This is a genomic window from Streptomyces sp. NPDC020597 (genome assembly GCF_044335095.1).
Lineage (GTDB): Bacteria > Actinomycetota > Actinomycetes > Streptomycetales > Streptomycetaceae > Streptomyces.
Window position 1 is genome coordinate 45,311 of sequence record NZ_JBIRUL010000027.1, and the last position, 16,286, is coordinate 61,596.

Genomic DNA, 16,286 nt, shown 5'->3' on the forward strand with positions numbered 1-16,286 from the left:
AAATCTCTATGGAGAGCCGCACAGCGTCCCGCACCGTACGCCGCATGACCGAAGCCCCAGATTCCCCGTGGCGCATGGGCGCCTTCCGCACGCTCTTTGCCGCAAGCGCCCTCAGTCACCTCGGCAGCAACGTCGGCTATGTGGCGATACCGCTGCTCGCCGTCACCATGCTCGATGTCGGCCCCGGCCAGGCCGGTGCGCTGGCTGCGCTGTCCACCGCCGCCTTCCTGCTCATCGGGCTGCCCGCGGGCGCGTGGGTGGACCGCATGTCCGGGCGCCGCCTGCTGGTTGCCGCAGACGCCGCTCGCGCGGTGTTGCTCGCCTCGATACCGCTCACCTGGTGGCTGGGCGTGCTCTCGCTGCCGCAGCTGTACGCAGTGGTGCTGCTGACCGGCTGTGCCACCGTGTTCTTCGACGTAGGCTCGCAGAGCGTCCTGCCCGAACTGGTCGGCCGCGAGCACCTCGTACCGGCGAACGCGGCCATCGTCAGCCTGATGGCCGGCGCCAACATCGCCGGCCGAGGCGCCGGCGGCTTCATGGTCCAACTCCTCACGGCACCCTTGGCGATCCTCGGCGGGGCCCTCGCCTACCTCGCCTCCGCCTGCGGCCTCACCGGCGTGGCCCGCCACCACGCCCGCACGGAGCCCTCGACCGCAAGGCGACGGCTACGCACCGAGATCACGGACGGGCTGCGCCACGTCTTCGGCACCCGCGAGCTGCGGCCCCTGGCGCTCACCGCGACCCTCACCAACCTCGGCGCACAGATGATCAACGCCATGCTGCCGGTGCTGTTCAGCCGCGAACTGCACCTGCCCGCCGGAGCACTCGGCCTGTACTGGGCAGCCGGCGGCCTGGGCATCCTGCTCGGCGCCCGCCTCGCCCGCCCCCTTGCTGCCCGCCTCGGCCACGGCCGCACCCTGGCCCTGGCCGGGCTGTGGTTCGCACCCGCCGCACCGGCCGTTGCACTGGTCGACACCGGCCCGTGGCTGTGGGTGGCCGGCGCTGGATGGCTGGCCGCCATGACCAAGACGGGCATCGACAACGTCCTCGGCGTCACCCTGCGCCAGCACCTGACTCCGGACCCGCTGCTCGGCCGTATGAACGCCACCTTCCGCTTCCTGCTCACCGGCGCCCTGGCCATCGGCTCCGCCTTGGGCGGCCTCATAGGTGAGGCCGCGAACGTACGCATCGCCGTGTGGGCAGGCGCGTTGTGCCTGGCCGGCGCCTTCCTCCCGGTCTTCCGATCCTCCATCCGCGCACTCCGAGAGCTGCCGGCACCTCCTGCGCTGCCCCACCGGGCATCGGCGGCGTCCGCCACCGAAGCGTGAACCCGGCGCCGCCCGCAGTCCCGTCTCGTGGGCCAGCCACCACGCCCAACCGGGCCAGGAAGAGCGCTCGGGGGCCAACTGAAGCGCTCGGGCACGGTGGCGCCCGCTTGCCGCCCGGCTTGCTGACCACCCGTAGCAGGCCGACGGCTCCATCGGCTGCCGTCGGCGGCCACGCTCCGTTTCCCTCTGGCCGCGGTCAGCGCGACCGGGAGAACGGGAGATCGGGAGACCGGCCCCCGCTTGCGCGGCGAGAAGGCCGTGCCGAGGCCGGGACCGCCGGCGGTGTACGACGGGATCAGCGGGTGCGCCGTATCAGCGCTGCTGGATCCACCAGATGATCCACTCGATCCCGCTCGCGCCCAGGGCGCCGGCGGCGCCGCGGACGATGCCGTGGCCCGCCGTGCGGGCGAGGGCGCGCAGACGGCGGTGGCGACTGACGTCCAGCGGCTGACGCAGCCGGGCCCGGAACTCGGACACGATGCGGCGCGGCGTGCCGTTGCCCTGGTGGTGCCGGGTCGACGCCGGCCGGTCGGTGCAGATCCACTGGTTCATGTTCTGGGTCCTGTCCGTGAGGAGGAGCGGGCCGGCCGGCGCCTGTGACGGCACGAATACTGCGCTTCCGCCGCCCCCCGACGGCGCGTTGTGCTGTCCTGTGTGCGGGAGGGGAGACAGGCACGTCGGCTGACCAGCGGTTCCGCGCCGGTCGCCGAGCCCGTCACAGGACACCCGGCGGACAGGCAGAAGAGGCGGAGAGCGTTTGTGGCGAGGGGCGAACCGACGAACCAGGGGCGGTGGCCCGAGTCCGGACCGGTGCGGGACCTGCTCCTGCACCTCGACAAGATCCGCGAGGCCAACGGCTGCGCGAGTCTGCGGAAGATCGCAGCGGGGACGTCGGGCCTCATAGGCCACAACGAGATCGGCAACATGCTCCGCGGCCTGCGACTGCCGGCCGACGAGGGCCAACTCGACACTCTGGTGAAGGCCCTGGGCGGCGGCACGGATGAGATGGCCAAAGGACGGAAGCTCCTGCGTGCGGCCCGCACCGCGTGGGTCTCCTCCGCACCCGGCTCCCTCTACGGCACGTACGTGCAACAGATCGCCCCTGCCGAACTCCTCGACCGCACCGCCGAACTCGACGAGCTGGCAGAGTTCGCGACCGGAGGTCCCGCCGCGCACGGCTACCTGTGGTGGCAGGCCCCCGCCTGGGCGGGCAAGTCCGCTCTGATGTCGTGGTTCGCGCTCAACCCGCCACCGAAGGTCGACGTCGTGTCGTTCTTCGTGACGGCCCGGTTCGCCGCCCACAACGACAGGTGGGCCTTCCTCGAAGCGGTCTCCGACCAGCTCGCCGTACTGGGCGGCACCGGACTGCCGCGTCCGTCGCGGGAGTTGTGGGAGGCGCACCTCGAGCGGCTGCTGGAGGCGGCCGTCGCGTCCTGCCTGCGGCGCGGCCGTCGCCTCGTCCTTCTGGTCGACGGCCTCGATGAGGACCAGGGGGTGTCGGAGGGGTCCGGCACGTACAGCATCGCCGCGCTCCTTCCGGTCCGCCCTCCGCGCGGCATGCGGGTCGTGGTCGCGGGCCGACCGCATCCGCCGATTCCCTACGACGTCCCCGACGACCATCCCCTTCGCCAGGGCGTGACAATCCGGCGGTTGGACGCCTCGCCGCACGCCCAGGTGGTGCGCACCGCCGCCGAACGGGATCTGAGACGCCTCCTGCACGGCGACTCCGCCGGCCAGGATCTGCTGGGGCTTGTGACGGCGGCCGGCGGAGGTCTCACGCGGGACGACCTGGCCGAGCTCACGGGACTCGCCGGATACGCGGTCGAGGGACGGCTGCACGCGGCCACGGGCCGCGCCTTCACCACCCGTCCCGGGCTGTGGAGGCGTCAGGAAGCGGCCGGCGTCTACATACTCGCTCACGAAGAGCTGAGGGTCATGGCGGAGAAGGAGCTCGGCGGGGCAGACCTCGCCCGCCACCGTCGGCGGCTGCGCGCCTGGGCCGACGCCTACCGCGGGCGCGGATGGCCCGAGGAGACGCCCGAATACCTTCTCGCCGGCTACCACGACATGCTGAAGGCGGCGGTGGGCAGAGCAGCGGGGGAGGCCCGGGCGGAAGCGGTGGCCGAGATGCTCAGGTGCGCTGCCGACCGGGGCCGTCACGACCGCATGCTCGAAGTCTCCGGCGGGGACGCGGCCGCCTTCGCCGAGATCGAAACGGCTCAGGACTTCCTTCTCGCGCAAGCGAGCCCCGACCTCGTTCATCTGCTGCGGCTGTCCGTGCACCGCAACGAACTCGCGGACCGCAACCGCATCCTCCCCGCTTCCCTGCCGGCGGCCTGGGCCTCGCTGGGCGAGCCCCGTCGGGCGGAGGCGGCCGCCCGGTCGAGCTCCGACGAGTTCGGGTCCAGAGCAGGTCTCGTTCCGTTGGTGGAGGGCCTGGCACAGGCCGGCGACTGGCTCGGCGCCCAGGAGACGGCACGGAGCCTCCCCCTGCCCGGGGACCGGTTCCGCGCCTTCGTCGCGCTGGCGAAAGGGATCGCCCTCGGCGGTGATCTGGAGCAGGCCGAGATCGTGGCGTGCGGCATCGCCGAGCCCTTCTTCCGGGGGACCGCTCTGGCCGAGGTGGCACGGTCAGCGGCGGTCGCCGGGGAAACGGCTCGGGCCGTGCGTCTGGCGGAGTCCGTGGAGGAATCACTGCACGCATTGGGCGCCTCGGACCGCTACCGCCGCACGTTGCTCTGGTGCGAGCTGGCCGAGGTGAGGGCGGCGTCCGGCGACACCGCGGCCGCCTTCGAGTGCACTGCCGCGGCGGAGCGGACCGCCCGCTCGATGGACGGGGAACAGATGTGGCACCACGCCTACGCGCGTCTCGTGCAGAGCGCCGCTGCCGTCGGGGACGTCACCAGAGCGCTGCGCATCAGCAGCTCGTTCGAGCACTGGGAGTACCGGCGGGAGGACATGCTCGTCGGACTGGCCAAAGGGCTTGCGACAGCCGGCAGGTTCCGGGAGGCACAGATGGTCGTCGATGCCATCGTCGCTCCCCTCACGGGCGTCTCCGCCGAGCAGAACGACGACACATACCTGGCATCTGCCCGGCGGCGCAGCGCCGCCGAGGCGACCGAGGACCTGTCCTGCGCCATGGCGGCGGCAGGGGATCACGACCGTGCCGTCGAGATCGCCCGGGCACTTCCGGACGCCTACTCACGTGCCAGGGCACTCTCGCTGGTGGCCAGGCAACTCGCGGTCTCCGACCGGCCCAGAGGCGTGGAACTGGCGGCGGAGGCCGAGAACACCGCCCGCGGCGACAAGGCGTCGGACGACTACGGACTGGCCGACATCGCGAAAGGCCTCGCCTGGGCCGGTTCACTCGAGGAGGCGACCCGTCTGGCGCACAGGGCAGACGGGGGGCTCAAGCGGCTCGAGGCCCTCTCGTCGATCGCCCGCGCCAGGGCGGCCGCCGGAGACCACGCGGCTGCCGTCGCTGTCGCCCGTCTTGCGCTGTGCGGTGCGGGCGACGCCGAAGGAGCACACCCCCGGAGCATCGCCCTCGCCGACCTCGCTCAGGTCCTGACGGATGCCGGCGACGTGCCCGATGCGGAACTGGCGGTCCGCCAGATCGACGATCACGGGCAGCGTGCCGAAGCCATGATCACCCTGGCGAAGGCTCTCGTCCCACCGCACCGGACGCCCCGGACCCGCTCCGGACCCCACGACCGACGACTCGCCGTCTTCGCTGAGGACGCCGAGCGATGGGCTCTCCAGATCGACATGGACGACGAGAGGTGCCGGGTGCTGAACTCCCTCACCGACCTCGCCGCCGCCCGGGGTGACCTCGACCGTGTCCGCCACTTCGCTCACCGCACCGAACAGCTCGCCCGCACCATCAAGGACAATCCGGGCGTCCAGGAACAGGCTCGCCGGACAAGGGGCCTGATCAATCTGGGCAGGACGATGGCCTCCCATGGGCTGCACGACGAGGCGCGCCGACTGGCCGCGGACGCCGAAGTCCTCGCCCTCGCGATCGGCGACGACCTCTTCATGCCCTTGGAGCTGACCTGCGTGGCGGAGCTCTACACGACCCTGGGAGAGCATGGTCGCGCGGACATGGCCATCGAGGCGATCGGGGATCCCGGAGCACGCGCCGAGGCCTGTGCCCTGTGCATCCGGTCGACACAGGTCCACCCCTCGGCCACCCCGCCCCCACCGGCTGCGGCCGACTCGATCGCCCGAGAGCGGGCAGCCGCACTGGCCACCCTGGCCGAGACGCTCATCGGCGGACTGCCGCACCATTCGCGACTGTCACCCCTCACCGAACTGGCGGTGGCTCTGGTGCAGGTGGGCGACACACGCAGAGCCACGGCGCGTGCCGCGGAGGCGGAGGAGCTGGTCCACCTGCAACACCAGAAGACCGCACAAGCGCACACGCTGGCACGTCTCGCGGACTCCGTTGCCTCGCCGCACCGCGAACGAATGATCGCGCGGGCCCTCGCCCTCGGCTCGTGGCAGGGCCTCCTCAAGCAAGTTGCACACCTCGCGCCGGAAGCCGTCCGAACCTTGGCCGCCGAGCGGTTCGTCGTCAAGAGGGACGCGAGCACCCCCTCGGTCATCACCCTGCACCGCCCGTAGCCGGGCCACAAGGCACACGGCCCAGGGGACAGGACATGACCGGGCGAGGTCCGATGGACCTCATCCGTCCTGCCCACGAAGAAGGGCAGTCCGCCCGGCGTCATCCGCGATCTGTTTCTCTCCCCGACCGATCACCCGCCACCCGCCGCACCCCGGCTGGGCTAGGTTTCCGGACGGCTCGAACTCCGGGCCTCACGAAGGGGGTTGAAACCACCAGATGAAGCGTCACAGCACCGTCCTGCCCCGCCCGCTGCGCAAGGTCGCCGCAGTCGTCACGGCCACCACGGCGGCCGCCGCCATGACACTGGCGCTCGCTCCGTCCGCCTCCGCCGCCACCTATCGGTACGACTGCCGTCGGCTCGCGGGGGCGGGCTCGTACAGCAACCCTCTCGCCCTGGGCAATGTGACGGGCCGGACCGTGGTCGCCGTGAACTGCCCGCCCCTGACCTCCGGCGCGGGCTACGCCAACCGCTACTTCAGCTTCACCCTCACCCGGCCGGCCCGCGTGCCGTCGTACGCGGGCGCGTCCTTCGTCCTCAACCGTTCGCAGAAGTCCGCGGTCAACCCCTCGCTCGCTCGCGGCCCCTACACCATCCTGCGTACCAGCGCGGGTCTGTGGACGTACGACCGCAGCGGTGTCTTCAACGGCCGGTACCTGCCGCTGGCCCCGCTGCCCGGCGGCGGAGTGCTTCCCGCCGGGACTTACCGGCTGAACATGCAGAAGCTCGACTCGCCGCTGCGATCGCTCAGCACCCCCTGGTTCAACGTGGTAGTTACGGCCCCCTGACGCCTCCACGGCTGACCGGCTTCACCCCGGCGGCGCTCGCCGTCGGGGCGTCAGACTCCGACGGGCTGCCATTCCTGGCCGGCGCCGCTGCCGCCGGGCCACTGGACGACCTTGGCGCCGTCGGCGGCCGATCCGCTCGCCACGTCCGCGTGCAGGCCGCTCCTGACGTTGACGAGGTGGTAGTAGCCGCCGGTGGCAGCCGGTACGAGCTTCCACCACTGGTTGCCGGCGTTGGTGTCCTGCCACTGGTCCAGGGCCGTGCCGGCGTTGGTGGAGGCTCCCGGGCAGTCGAGCACCTTGCCGCTGTGGACGTTGGACAGGCGGAAGGAGCCGTCGTAGTTGGGCAGGAACCTCCACTGCTGGTTGGCGCTGCCCGACCAGGGCCACTGAATGACGGAGCCGCCGTTGGAGGTGGAGGAGCCGGAGACGTCCATGACCTGTCTGCTGTTGCCGTTGACCAGTTTGAAGAGCCCGGTCAGCAGGCCGACGGTGATGGTGGTGTTCGTTCCGGCGGACAGCGACACGACCCGGGCGTGGTTGCCGAGGGACGATGTCGTGACCGTGGCCGAGGCGGTGATGGAGGTGATGCCCCGTCGGCAGATGAAGGTGATGTCCTGGTCGATGTCCGAGGTGAGCTTCACGGTGGCGGTACGGGCCCCGGTGTCCCAGGTGAGCGACTCGACGGTGATGCGGTTGCGGCCGCGGACACCCCTGATGACGCCCTTGTCCAGTTGGTCGGGGAGAGCGGGGAGGATCTCCAGCACTCCGGGGCGGCTGTAGACCAGCGCTTCACCGAGGATGCCGGGGACGGCGTTGGCGGCGTCGCAGTTGTAGATGTCCAGGTTGGGGTTGTGGGAGGTCATCAGGCACCGCCACACCATGTTCTTGCCGTAGATCTTCAGCAGGTTGGCGTAGACGCCGGGTGCGTCCTTGAGGCGGGCGCGGGCCAGGGCGCGATGCAGACTGCCGTGGGCCGAGTAGTTCTCGTCGCCGCGCTTGTCGAGGGCCGTGCGGGCGTACTTGACGAGGTCGGGCTTCTCCTCGGGGTTGATCTCGTGCAGCGGCCAGGCGCCGTAGAGGTGGGAGACGTGCCGGTGGTTGTAACGGTCGGTCAGGCCCGGCCAGGACCACTCCGCCAGCGCCCCGTCGCTGTTGATCGTGTAGGCGGGCAGCTTGGCGAGCAGGGCGGTCCAGCGTTGCACCCCCTGGCCGCTTCCCTGCTCCATGCCGAGGGCGTCGGCGGCGTCGACGGCGGCCTGCAGCGCGTGTCTGGCGGCCATGATGTCGCCGGTGGCGTTGATGGAGAAGGCCTGGCCGGTGCTGGTCGGGGTGTTCTCCATGGAGTAGGACGGGACGAAGACGGCCTTGCCGTTCGCGTCGGTCCGGGTGAGGAAGTCCTCGTAGAACAGGGCCAGTTCCATCAGGGCCGGACCGAGCTTGTTCCGGAGGAAGGCAGTGTCGCCGGTGACCTGGTAGTGCTCGAGCAGCGGGTACAGGAGCCAGTCGGCGCCGCCGGTCCACGCCTCGCCGGGGAAGCTGGCGTTGTTGAAGTGCAGCATGTGCCCGTACTCGCCGTCGGTGCGGGAGGGGGCGAGGAAGCCGCGGGCGCCGTAGAGGTTGGCGGCGTTGTCACGCCAGTGGGCCAGCTGACCGAGGACGAGGTCGAAGTAGCCCTGCATCGCGTCACCCAGGTCGAGGATGTTGCCTCCGGCGACCTGAAGGTTGATGTTGGCGTCGGTGGTGATGTCGTCGGCCCAGGAGCCGTTCCAGGTGCCGGTCCAGATGCCGGTCAGACGCGGGGGCAGCACCCCGCTGGAGCTGATGAAGAGGTAGCGGCCGGAATCGTACATCCGCTCGAGCAGTGCGACGTCGACGGCGGATCTGTTGCTGTTCTGCCGGCTGATCAGGGCGCTCGTGGACAACTGGCGGTCGGCGGCGGAGACGTTCAGGTCGATGCTGGAGCGGTCGTACATCGCCTGGTGCTGCGGGGTGTGGCGGCCGAGCAGGGTGGCGTAGTCGGCGGTCAGCCCCGCGAGCGCGGTCTGCAGCGGCTGGGAGTTCCAGCCGGTCGACGTCTCGTAGCGGCCCAGCTTGGTCAGCAGCAGCACCCTGGTGGCCTTGGCGACCACGAGGGTGGACCCGCCGGCGGTGACCGAGGCGCCTGCGCCGGTGACGACGACGCGGGTGGCGCCCTCATAGCCGTAGGCGCCGCCCGAGGGGTAGGTGCCGCGCAGGTTCAGGTATCCGTCGCCGTTGCGCACGGTGGCGGTCGTGGAGTAGGAGACGCCGGTCGGCACGCCGTCGAGGGCGGTGTTGACGCTGAGGGTGGTGTCGACCGTGCGTCCCGTGGCCGGCAGCAGCTCGTGGACGATGACCTGGTCGGAACGGGAGACGAAGACACGGCGCTCCCAGATGCCGTACTGGTCGGTCCAGGTGTGCGTGACCTCTCCGGTGCGGAAGTCGGTGACACGGGCGAAGTCGTTGACCGTGGTCATGCCCGGCGTGCTCAGCCGGAGTTCGTAGCCGGGGTGGAAGGTCTGCGTCCAGCGCAGGTTCCAGCCGTTGGCGAACGTGGCGGCCGCGCCCGCGTAGTCACCGGACAGCGCCTTGTCCCGTGCCGCTTCGAGCCGGCCGGAGATCACCGGGGGCATGACGCTCCGGCTGCCGTTGGGCAGGACGAACCGGTGGTGGTTGAAGATCATCTTCTCGAGCGTGGGAGCGCCGTAGTAGACGACGCCGTACTCGCCGTTGCCGCTCAGGAACCCGTCGGTCCACGCGGACGCGGCGGCCTCGTCCCATATGCCGCGGTCAGGGAGGGTGACCTGGGGCGGGACGGCTGCGGAGGCGCTGCCCGCGAACACGAGGGGGAGGGTCGTGGCCCCGGCCATCAGGGCGGCGGCGGTGAGGAAGCGCCGGCGGTCGATGGGCAGGTCGGGCAGATCCATGTGCTGACTCCGTTGGTGGTGAGTGCGGCAGGGCGGGTGCGACGCCGCGCGGCACCCGCTCCTTGCGGGGACGGATCTGCAGCCGACTCCAGGGGACCCGTCCATGTTCCGGGCTCCTGACACCTGGAACATGGGATGAATTAACGGGGACATCTCCTTCCTGTGCCCAGGGGAAGGACGGGAAAATCTTGAACTGGCTGAGTTCACCTGTCTTTTCGGTACTTCAGGCTTGCTCTGGGTGTGCGATTGAGTAGGGTGTCGCCCCAATGAGGTGGGATGTATCGCTACCGGTCGTCACCAGGCGATCGGGAGGCCGGAGACGAACGAGGCGAGCCGGTCGGCGACGAGCCGGTCGTCATGCGCCGAGTAGTGCCAGTGGCAGCCGGCGAAGTCCAGTCCGGAGTCGTCGAGGTACCAGTACCGCACCCGGCTGTCCCCGGCGTCCGTACGTGACTTGACCACCTGCTGGACATGACCGGCGAACGATCCGGCGCCGACGGCCACGATGGTCGTCGCGGTTCCGTACCGCGTCCGCAGCTTCTGCAGGAAGTCGCCGTACGCCGTGCGGTAGGCGGCCGCGAGGCTGTCGGGCGTCCACGGCTCACCGGGATTGACGGCCGTCGAGAAGTCGTTGGTCCCGAGGTTGACCACGACGAGCCGGGGGTGCCACGTGCCGGGGTTCTGCCAGACGTCCCCGGGCGCGTTCAGCAGGGCACGGTCGTAGAAGGACCGGTAGGTGACATCCGGTGAGCCGCCGTTGTAGTTGCGCACCATGCCGAGGCCGGAGTAGGCGTTCAGCTGGTAGTCGGCCCCCAACCGGCGGGCGGTGAGGGCGCCGTAGCTCACGTCGGCGTCGGTGGTCCTCCTGACCTGGTCCCCCGTGCAGTCGCGGGAAGCGGAGAGGTTGCCGTAACCGACGGTGAGGGAGTCGCCGATGAACTCGACCTGGCGGACGCGGGCCGCCGGCCTGCTCAGCACGGCGCCGCCGGGCGCGGCGACGAATCCCTTGAACGCGCTGGTGGCCCAGGGGGTGTCGTTGCGTTTGACGAGCCGGACGGTGTGCGTGCGGTCCTGCAGGCCGTCGACCCGGTACGTGGTCCGGCCGGGCGCGACGAGCGTGGCGACCGTGGCGCCGTCGACCTGGACGTCGTAGTCGGCGGCCGAGTCGTCGAGCACCACGCCCACACCCGTGCCCCGGAAACGGCCCTCGAAATACACTCCGGGCCAGCTGTACTGCACTGTGCTCCCCATGTCCTTGACCCGCCCTGCGGTGTGAACCTGCGCCAGTACGCCCTTCACGCGGGCCGTCCGCCCGCCGTCGGCGTCGGCCGGTCCCTGAAGAGCGCGTGTGTCCGCGGGCGTCGCCCGCGCGGCGCCCGCGGTGCCCACACCGCTCAGGAGGGCCGCCAGGAGGGCGGTCAGTCCGGCGAACACCGTCGTCCGCCCGTGGTGCCTCCGCCGAGTTCCGCGGGCCGTGCGCAGCGCGGTCATCCGTGATGTCTCCTTCGCTGGGTTCGGTCGCCATTCGCCGCTCGCCGCTCGCCAAGCGCCGGTCCGTCGGAACGATGGGGGGCGGGGCGGGGTCGTCCGAGGGTCCGAGATATCGAATGTCCATCGATGAGTGGGGGGTTTGTAGCGCACAGTAATCAGGGGTGTCGTGACCGTCAACGAGTGAAACGAGACGTCCTGTGAGGGCATGGAAACGCCCGGGAGGGCCGTGTGCGGCCTCGATCAGGGGCCGGTGAGGCGTCCCGGTGTCTCCTGCGCCTGCAGTGCCTCCGGCGCCTCGGGGGTCTGCGGTGCCTCCTGTGCCCTCCGTGCCCTCAGCACCTGCGACGTCTCTCTTTCGCCGCTCGGGCCGGGGCGTCCGGCTGCCGCGCGTACCTCTCGCGGGCTCGCGCCCAGTTCCCGACGGCAGGCCTTGTTGAAGGCCTGGAGATCGGCGATGCCCACCGCCGCGGCGACGGCGGTGACGGACAGGGTGGAGGACGCCAGCAGATGACGGGCGCGTTCCAGCCTCCGGCGCCGGATGTACGCCACGACCGTGAGGCCCGTCTCGGCACGGAACAGACGCGTCAGGTGCGTGTGGGAGATCCCGACGGCCCGCGCTATGTCCGGCACCGACAGCGGGTCGGCCAGGTGCTCCTCGATGTGGGCCTGAGCGGCGGACACGTACGGGTGGCGGCGTCCCTCTCCCTCGCCGCGGGGCAACTCGGCGATGCGCCACAGAGCGGCCCACACTTCGGCGGTGGCCTGCGAGGGCGAGGCGGGCAGGGCCGTCACGGCTCGGCGGAGCAGATCGGCCAGGCGTGCGCTCTCGGCCGCCGCGTCCTGCATCACCGGGACCGCCCGCGCCGACCCGCTCTCCCGCAGCCGCAGGTGGACGTAGAGGTGCTCAGACCTGCCCCGGTAGTGGAAGTGCACCTCCGTGTTCGGCGGCACGAGGCTGACGTGGCCGGGACGTATGGCGTGGACGGACTGCCCGAGCGACAGGGCGCCCTCGTAGTGGTAGAGGTGCAGCTGCCACAGGTCCGGCAGGCGGAAGACGTCGTGCGCGGTGGAGACGCCGTGCACCCCGATGCCGGCGCCCACCACGGTGGGCGGCTCGTCGAGCCAGAGCGTCGTCGTCCTCATGAGGACGGAAAATTACCAGCGATGGACGATTTCAGCCCACGACCCAGAAGTCCCGGGCGCATACGTTCGTCGCATGTCAACCAGCAAGCACCTCCTGACATCGGTTCAGGTGGCCCGCTTCGTCGCGCAGGGATTCCTGCGCCTGGACGGGGCGGTGCCGCAGGAGATCAACGAACGGGCCGTCGCGGCCCTGGACGACGGACTGCCGCAGGTGCCGTACGGCACCCCGCTGAGCGAGGCCTTCGCCCGGGACGTCTTCGTCCACGAACTGCTCGCCCTGCCGGTCGTCGCCGGCGCGGTGGAGAGCCTCGTCGGCCCCGGGCCGACCGTCGACCACCACGCCGTGCACGTCCGCGAGCCGCACGAGGGACACGCGCAGGACCTCCACGCGGACGCGATCATCGACGTACGGCCGGACGCGTTCGACATCCAGCTCATGTACTACCCGCACGAGGTGACCGCCGCGATGGGCGGCACCCTGAGCGTGCCCGGAAGCCATCTGCGCAGGATCAACGAGACGGACATCGGGCGCGTCCAGAATCTCCGGGGGCAGACGCGTCTGACCTGCCCCGCGGGGACGGTCGTCCTGCTCCACCACGGCATCTGGCACAGCGGGCGACGCAACGACACCGAGCAGCGCCGTCACATGTACAAGCTCCGCCTCAACCCCACGGTGCCGCAGGTGCGCCTCTGGGACACCTCCGACCTGCACGACCCGGCCGTCGCCGCGGAACTCTCCGCCGGCTTCCCCTGGTACGAGCAGGCCACCGCCCGACTGGAGATACACAACCGCGTCCTGCTGTGGCGGGCCCTGACCGGCGACGACCTGTTCGACGTCGAGCACTGGGTCACCCGTGTCACCAACAGGCCGACCCAGGGGAGCCGGGCATGAGGCAGCAGGTCTTGGTCCTCTATCTCGCCACGTCGGCGCTGGACTCCGACGTCGTCGGCTGGTCCCGGTACGACGGGACCGGCCGGACCCGCCCTACGACCGGTGACGGCGACGAGCCGCCCTACGCCACCGGGCTTTCCGCGCTGTGCGACGGGTGGCGCCTGTTCCAGGCCTCCCAGCTGCTGCCGCCCCAGGCCGGTCACGAGTACGACGTCTCCTTCCTCAAGCATGAGTTCTTCTTCGAGAAGCTGGAGGAAGAACCTCGTCCCGGTACGTGAGCGGACCGCCCCGCCCGCCCGGCCTGCGGCGGGGCGGGCGGGGCGGTCCGGCCGTTCAGCGGTTGAACACGAGTCGCGGTGCCGCGTTGCGGGCCAGCGCATGGGCCTGGTCGGGCCACCAGGCGCCCGCGGGCGGGTCGACGATGCCGTACTCGGGGTCGATCGTGCCGCCGGTGTTGCGCGTGCAGCTGCCGTCGGACTCGCCGGGAATCTTGATCCACAGGTAGGCGTCGACGAGGGGAACGCCCGTGGCCGCGGTCGGACGCGGCCCGAGACCCCGTCCGGGCGCGTTGCACCAGACCTCCGGGTCCCCGCTGTACTTGCCCGGCTGCGGGGTCCAGGCGCCCAGACCGTTGCGGCTCGTGTCGATCACGAAATGCTGCAGACGGCCGGCCGGCGGGGCGCCCGCGTTCTGGTCGAACCAGGCGTCGGTCCACCGCCAGGTGGCGGGATCGGCGGAGTCGACGGCGTTGCCCGGCACGCCGTCGTTCGGGGCGGCCGACGAGTAGTACTGACTGGCGCACCAGTCGGTGTGGCCGCGTGCCTGCTGCGGTCCCTCGGTGGCGAACCACATGCACTTCGCCACCCAGGAGCCGTACCTGGCGTTGTGGGCGGTCGGGAGGGTGTTGGACACGTTCAGGGAGAAGCCGTCGGCGGAGCGGACCCCGGCGTCCAGCAGCCGCTGGGCCATGTCGCCGACCGGCCGCCACAGGACGTTCCCCGCGTCCAGGTAGACCGCGGTGCGCGGCAGGGCCTTGAGAGTCCTGACGGCGTACGCGAGGTCGGCCATGCGGTCGGCCGTGAGCGCGCCCGTCGGGTCGGTGCCGGGGCCGCAGTCCTTCGGGAGAAGAGCCAGGCCGTCGGGCTCGACGACGACCACCGCCCGGCCGGGGCCGATGCCGGCGGCGAAGGCGTCGATCCACTGCCGGTAGGCGGCGGAGGACGCCGCGCCACCGCTGGAGTACTGCGTGCAGTCGCGGCCGGGCACGTCGTAGGCGACCAGGACGGGCGTCCGGTGCGCGGCCCCGGCCCGCTGGACGAGCCGGTGCACCTTGGCGCGTACCTCGCCGGGCGTGCCCTCGGTGAACCATTCGGCCTGGGGCCAGCTCGCGAGCCGGGCCATGTTCGCGGCGTTCGCGAGGTCGCCGTGTTCGAGGTCCACGAGGGCCTGCCGTGCGGCCTTGCTGTGCGGGTCCGCGTAGAACCTCGTGCCGGCGGTGATCGCGTCCTGCCTCGGTGTGCCCTGGGACGGGGACGGAGGCTGGGACCGGGGCTGGGGGTCCGGCAGGGCCTGAGCCTGGGTCGCGGTGAGAGCGGCGCAGGCGGCGAGCGCCGCTGCGACGGCGGCAGCGCGGCGCGGCAGGCGAGGTGCTTTCACGGGTGCTCCTGATCGATGGGGGATGGAGGGGGCGGGGGAGCGCCCGCCGGCCGTGTCCCGTTCGCCGGGAACGGGGCACGGACAGCGGGCCGGGGGACGCGGACAGCAGGCCGGGGGCCACGGGCCGCGCGTTTACGGGCCATGGGCAACGGGCCACGGGCCACGGGAGCGGTGGATCAGTAGCCGTAGATCATCTTGTAGGCGACCTCCGGGAGGAACTGACCGGCCGAGGAGCCGCCTCCGACGCCGCAGTTGCCATCGGACTCACCGGGCACCTTGATCCACAGGAGCATCTCTGCGCCTCCGCCCAGCCGGGTGGGGGTGCCGATGCGGCGGCCGGACGGGTTGCACCACTGGCCGTTTGAGCCGTTGCCGTTGCGGCTGGTGTCCACGACGAACGGCTTGGTGTAGCCGTAGCGGGAGCTCAGTTCGCGGTTGACGGCGTTGCCGTAGGCGGTGTTCTCGGCCGTGGTGAAGTAGTTGGAGATGTTGAGCGAGAAGCCGTGGGCCTGCCGCAGGCCGGCGTTGTTCAGCCGCTGGGCCATGGTCCCCGCGTCGGTCCAGCCAGGGTTGCCGGCGTCGAGGTAGACCCAGGTGTTGGGGGCCTGTCGGCTGAACTGGCTCAGGGCGCCGCTGAGCATGCCCTGCCGTTCGTTGATCTGGGCCTGGTTCATGCAGCCGTAGTCACCGAGGGAGTCCGGTTCGAGAAGCACGACCGCCGGGCGGTTGGCGATGCCGCCGGCGAACTGCGAGATCCAGTTCGCGTACGCGGACGGTGAAGAGGCGCCGCCCGCCGAATGACCGCCGCAGTAGTCGCGGTTGTAGATGTTGTACGCGACCATGAGGGGCAGTTTGTCCGCGCGGTCCGCCGCCCCCGCGTACGCGCCGGCGGCGGTGCCGACGGAGCCGCTCCAGGAGCCGAACCAGCGGGCGGCCGGGGTGTTGGCGATGGAGGTGTTGATCGCGGAGGCCCGGCCGTCGCCGGGGTTGGCTGCGACCCACCGTTTCGCGCTGGCGTCGGGGTCGACGTAGAACCCGCTGGTCATGGTGGTCGGGTCGGCGGCGTGTGCCGACGGTGCGGCGGCGAGTGCCAGCGGCAGAGCGAAGAACGCTGTCACGAGGGCGCGGAGCCTGCGGCGCATGACTGAACCTCGGTTTCCTGGCGGGGATGCGTCGCACACGCTCGTCCCGAGCATGCGACGCGCTGCGGAGGTGCGGAGGTGCGGAGGTGCGGAGGTGCGGAGGTGGTGAAGTGCGGCGGTGCGGCGGTGCTGAGGTGCGGCTTTGGGAGCGCTCCCATTGGAAGCGTTCCCAGTAGTGCGGAGAGCTTTGGGGTGTGGTCGGTATGGTGTGGCGGGGCGTCAGAACTGTCAAGCGTTCGCGCTAGAAGCACTTGTCACGTGCTCGTACGGCCGGCC

10 protein-coding genes and 1 pseudogene are annotated in these 16,286 nt (G+C 71.1%); 5 read left to right on the top strand and 6 right to left on the bottom strand.

All coding sequences use genetic code 11. The features are described 5' to 3' along the window. The first annotated feature begins 44 nt into the window (after window positions 1–44). Entirely contained in the window at window positions 45–1,328 is a 1,284-nt protein-coding gene (locus tag ACH4ZA_RS32385; protein WP_398432808.1) for an MFS transporter, read from the top strand. A gap of 312 nt (window positions 1,329–1,640) precedes the next feature. Here the strand turns inward: ACH4ZA_RS32385 and ACH4ZA_RS32390 are convergent, their stop codons facing one another. Continuing rightward, window positions 1,641–1,880 (bottom strand): hypothetical protein, encoded by a 240-nt coding sequence (locus tag ACH4ZA_RS32390; protein ID WP_398432809.1) that lies wholly within the window; start codon window positions 1,878–1,880, stop codon window positions 1,641–1,643. A 207-nt stretch (window positions 1,881–2,087) separates the two neighbouring features. Between ACH4ZA_RS32390 and ACH4ZA_RS32395 the strand changes: the two genes are divergently transcribed. Both ACH4ZA_RS32395 and ACH4ZA_RS32400 read left to right on the top strand, forming a co-directional pair. Then, window positions 2,088–5,954 (top strand): hypothetical protein, encoded by a 3,867-nt coding sequence (locus tag ACH4ZA_RS32395; protein ID WP_398432810.1) that lies wholly within the window; start codon window positions 2,088–2,090, stop codon window positions 5,952–5,954. Between the two features lie 217 nt (window positions 5,955–6,171). Beyond that, entirely contained in the window at window positions 6,172–6,741 is a 570-nt protein-coding gene (locus ACH4ZA_RS32400; RefSeq protein WP_398432811.1) for a hypothetical protein, read from the top strand. A gap of 50 nt (window positions 6,742–6,791) precedes the next feature. Here ACH4ZA_RS32400 and ACH4ZA_RS32405 read toward each other — a convergent pair whose 3' ends face one another. The 3 genes and pseudogenes from ACH4ZA_RS32405 to ACH4ZA_RS32415 form a co-directional block, all read right to left on the bottom strand. Continuing rightward, window positions 6,792–9,686, bottom strand: coding sequence for a glycosyl hydrolase family 95 catalytic domain-containing protein (locus ACH4ZA_RS32405; protein WP_398432813.1), 2,895 nt, complete (start codon window positions 9,684–9,686; stop codon window positions 6,792–6,794). Between the two features lie 294 nt (window positions 9,687–9,980). Beyond that, window positions 9,981–11,177 carry a GDSL-type esterase/lipase family protein gene (locus tag ACH4ZA_RS32410; protein WP_398432814.1) on the bottom strand — a complete coding sequence of 399 codons (1,197 nt, stop codon included), beginning with the start codon at window positions 11,175–11,177 and terminating at the stop codon, window positions 9,981–9,983. Window positions 11,178–11,555: 378 nt separating this feature from the next. Then, a pseudogene (locus ACH4ZA_RS32415) lies at window positions 11,556–12,320 on the bottom strand (helix-turn-helix domain-containing protein); the annotation flags it as partial. Window positions 12,321–12,393: 73 nt separating this feature from the next. Between ACH4ZA_RS32415 and ACH4ZA_RS32420 the strand changes: the two are divergent. Then, the gene (locus ACH4ZA_RS32420) at window positions 12,394–13,212 is read left to right on the top strand and encodes a phytanoyl-CoA dioxygenase family protein (RefSeq protein ID WP_398432815.1); all 819 of its coding nucleotides are present in this window, start codon (window positions 12,394–12,396) and stop codon (window positions 13,210–13,212) included. After that, complete coding sequence (locus ACH4ZA_RS32425; RefSeq protein ID WP_398432816.1) at window positions 13,209–13,490, top strand: hypothetical protein; 282 nt, start codon at window positions 13,209–13,211, stop codon at window positions 13,488–13,490. Before ACH4ZA_RS32420 ends, ACH4ZA_RS32425 begins: the two co-directional genes overlap by 4 nt. Window positions 13,491–13,545: 55 nt before the next feature. Here the strand turns inward: ACH4ZA_RS32425 and ACH4ZA_RS32430 are convergent, their stop codons facing one another. Both ACH4ZA_RS32430 and ACH4ZA_RS32435 read right to left on the bottom strand, forming a co-directional pair. Further along, a complete protein-coding gene (locus ACH4ZA_RS32430; protein WP_398432817.1) occupies window positions 13,546–14,868 on the bottom strand; it encodes a glycoside hydrolase family 6 protein in 1,323 nt (440 codons plus the stop codon). Between the two features lie 176 nt (window positions 14,869–15,044). Further along, the gene (locus ACH4ZA_RS32435; RefSeq protein WP_398432818.1) at window positions 15,045–16,010 is read right to left on the bottom strand and encodes a glycoside hydrolase family 6 protein; all 966 of its coding nucleotides are present in this window, start codon (window positions 16,008–16,010) and stop codon (window positions 15,045–15,047) included. Between the last annotated feature and the right edge of the window lie 276 nt (window positions 16,011–16,286).

Coding starts and splice junctions, on each gene's coding strand:
- ACH4ZA_RS32390 (WP_398432809.1), bottom strand. CDS start 1,880: ATGAACCAGTGGATCTGCACCGACCGGCCGGCGTCGACCCGGCACCAC.
- ACH4ZA_RS32410 (WP_398432814.1), bottom strand. CDS start 11,177: ATGACCGCGCTGCGCACGGCCCGCGGAACTCGGCGGAGGCACCACGGG.
- ACH4ZA_RS32385 (WP_398432808.1), top strand. CDS start 45: ATGACCGAAGCCCCAGATTCCCCGTGGCGCATGGGCGCCTTCCGCACG.
- ACH4ZA_RS32405 (WP_398432813.1), bottom strand. CDS start 9,686: ATGGATCTGCCCGACCTGCCCATCGACCGCCGGCGCTTCCTCACCGCC.
- ACH4ZA_RS32425 (WP_398432816.1), top strand. CDS start 13,209: ATGAGGCAGCAGGTCTTGGTCCTCTATCTCGCCACGTCGGCGCTGGAC.
- ACH4ZA_RS32400 (WP_398432811.1), top strand. CDS start 6,172: ATGAAGCGTCACAGCACCGTCCTGCCCCGCCCGCTGCGCAAGGTCGCC.
- ACH4ZA_RS32420 (WP_398432815.1), top strand. CDS start 12,394: ATGTCAACCAGCAAGCACCTCCTGACATCGGTTCAGGTGGCCCGCTTC.
- ACH4ZA_RS32435 (WP_398432818.1), bottom strand. CDS start 16,010: ATGCGCCGCAGGCTCCGCGCCCTCGTGACAGCGTTCTTCGCTCTGCCG.